At 74.7% G+C, this 2,472-nt stretch carries 2 protein-coding genes; one reads left to right on the top strand and one right to left on the bottom strand.

Features of this window, described 5'->3' with window-relative positions; all coding sequences use genetic code 11:
- Positions 1–153: 153 nt before the first annotated feature.
- Positions 154–435 (bottom strand): HPr family phosphocarrier protein, encoded by a 282-nt coding sequence (locus tag VR45_RS26335; protein WP_030396570.1) that lies wholly within the window; start codon positions 433–435, stop codon positions 154–156.
- A gap of 346 nt (positions 436–781) precedes the next feature.
- Here VR45_RS26335 and VR45_RS26330 point away from each other — a divergent pair.
- Positions 782–2,472, top strand: a 1,691-nt coding sequence (locus tag VR45_RS26330) for a GNAT family N-acetyltransferase (RefSeq protein WP_045942327.1), incomplete at its 3' end; no start/stop codon positions are given.

Raw genomic sequence — 2,472 nt, 5'->3', positions numbered from 1 at the left:
GGCCGGCCCGCCGGGCGGCCCGGCTGGACATCCTGCGGGCGATCGCGGCCGGCTGACGGCCGCCGAGCCCAGGAGCTCCTGGGCCGCGCACACCGGAGCCCGGGCCCCCCGACCAACGGGGCCCGGGCTCCGGACGTGTGCGCGGTGCTGGACTCAGGCCGCGGCGGGCAGTTCGTCCAGGCCCTGCTGGACCAGCGCGGCCAGGCGGTCCAGGGCCTCGTCGGCGCCCTCGGCGTCGGAGGCCAGCACGACCTCGTCGCCGCCCTGCGCGCCGAGCGCGAGCAGGCCGAGCATGGAGCCGGCGTTGACCGGGTTGCCGCCCGGCTTGGTGATGGTGATCGGCACGCCGGTGGCCGCGACGGCCTTGACGAAGACGGAGGCGGGACGGGCGTGCAGGCCCTCGGCCCAACCGATGGTGACGCGGCGCTCGGCCATGAGACGTGCCTTTCCGGTGAAGCTGGTCATGGCCGTGATGGGGGAAACGACCATGTTGTCTAGACCAGTGTTGCATGCAGCCGACCCCTGCGAGCCGCCGCGTTCGGGACTTGTGATTGTTTCTTTCAGAGCCATAAACGGCGCATAATCCCCGTTCAGAGGCCCTGCCCACCCTGCCGCGAACGCACGCCCGGCGCCATTCGGCCCGCCGCCGGATAACCTGGCGATCGTGGACGACTCCGCGGCACCGCACCCCGAGCAGGACCCGACGCCCGCCCGGACGGCGGCCCGCCGGGACCACGGCCCGACCGGCCCGGACTACCCCCAGCACTGGGAGGCCGACGTCCTGCTGCGCGACGGCGGCACGGCCCGGATCCGGCCGATCACCCCGGCGGACGCGGGCCGACTGGTCGAGTTCTACGAACAGGTGTCGGACCAGTCCAAGTACTTCCGCTTCTTCGCGCCCTACCCCCGGCTCTCCGACAAGGACGTCCGGCGCTTCACCCACCACGACTTCGTCCACCGGGTCGGCCTCGCCGTCGTCGTCCGGGACCGCTTCATCGCCACCGTCCGCTACGACCGGATCGACGCCGACGGCCGCCCCTCGGAGACCGGCACCGACGCCGAGGTCGCCTTCCTGGTCCAGGACGCCCACCAGGGCCGGGGCGTCGCCTCCGCCCTGCTGGAGCACATCGCCGCGGTCGCCCAGGAGCGCGGCATCCGCCGCTTCCAGGCCGAGGTGCTGCCGGAGAACCGCAAGATGGTGAAGGTCTTCACCGACGCCGGCTACGTCCAGCGCCGCAGCTTCGCCGACGGCGTGGTCCACCTGGAGTTCGACCTCGAACCCACCGCCGCCTCGCTCGCCGTCATGCGGGCCCGCGAGCACCGCGCCGAGGCCCGCTCGGTCCAGCGGCTGCTCACCCCGCGCTCGGTCGCCGTGATCGGCGCCTCCCGCAACCCGCAGACCGTCGGCCGGACCCTGCTGCGCGACCTGCTCGCCGGCTTCGCCGCCGCCGACCGCCCGGTGTACGCGGTGAACCGCAACGCCCCGCCCGGCACCGAGCTGGACGGCCTCCCGGTGCACCGCTCGGTCCTGGAGATCCCCGGCCCGGTCGACCTCGCGGTGATCGCCGTGCCCGCCTCCGCCGTGCCCCAGGCGGTCGCCGAGTGCGGCGCGCACGGTGTCCAGGGCCTGGTGGTGGTCACCGCCGGCTACGCCGAGACCGGCCCCGAGGGCCGCGACCGCCAGCGCGCCCTGGTCCGCCAGGCCCGGGCGGCCGGCATGCGGGTGATCGGCCCGAACGCCTTCGGCCTGATCTCCACCGACCCGGAGCACCCGCTGAACGCCTCGCTCGCCCCGGTGCTGCCCGCCCGGGGCACCTTCGGCGTCTTCTGCCAGTCCGGCGCGATCGGCGTCGCCCTGCTGGAGGCCGGCCACCGGCGCGGCCTCGGGATCTCCTCCTTCGCCTCGGTCGGCAACCGCGCCGACGTCTCCGGCAACGACTTCCTCCAGTACTGGGCCGAGGACCCGGCCACCGAGGTCGTCCTGCTCTACCTGGAGTCCTTCGGCAACCCCCGCAAGTTCACCCGGATCGCCCGCCGGCTCGCCCAGGCCAAGCCGGTGGTCGTGATCAAGGGCGCCCGCCACACCGGCAGCCTGCCGCCCGGCCACGCCGTCCCGGCCACCGCCAGCGGCCTGCGGGACGCCACCGTCGACGCCCTCTTCCAGCAGGCCGGCGTCACCCGGGTGGAGACCATCACCGAGCTGTACGACACCGGCGACCTGCTCGCCCACCAGCCGCTGCCGCCCGGCGACCGGGTCGCGGTGGTCGGCAACTCCGACTCCCTGGGCCTGCTCACCCACGACGCCTGCCTCTCCGCCGGCCTGCGCCCCCGCACCCCGGTCGACCTCACCACCGCCGCCACCGGCGAGAACTTCCGGATCGCCCTGGACACCGCGCTGACCGACCCCGGGGTGGACGCGGTGATCGCCGTCGCCATCCCGCCGATCGGCAGCCAGTCCTGGGGCCTCCGACC

It is taken from the genome of Streptomyces sp. NRRL S-495, assembly GCF_000966955.1.
Taxonomy (GTDB): Bacteria; Actinomycetota; Actinomycetes; order Streptomycetales; family Streptomycetaceae; genus Kitasatospora; species Kitasatospora purpeofusca.
This window is presented reverse-complemented; position numbering and strand designations above follow the sequence as displayed.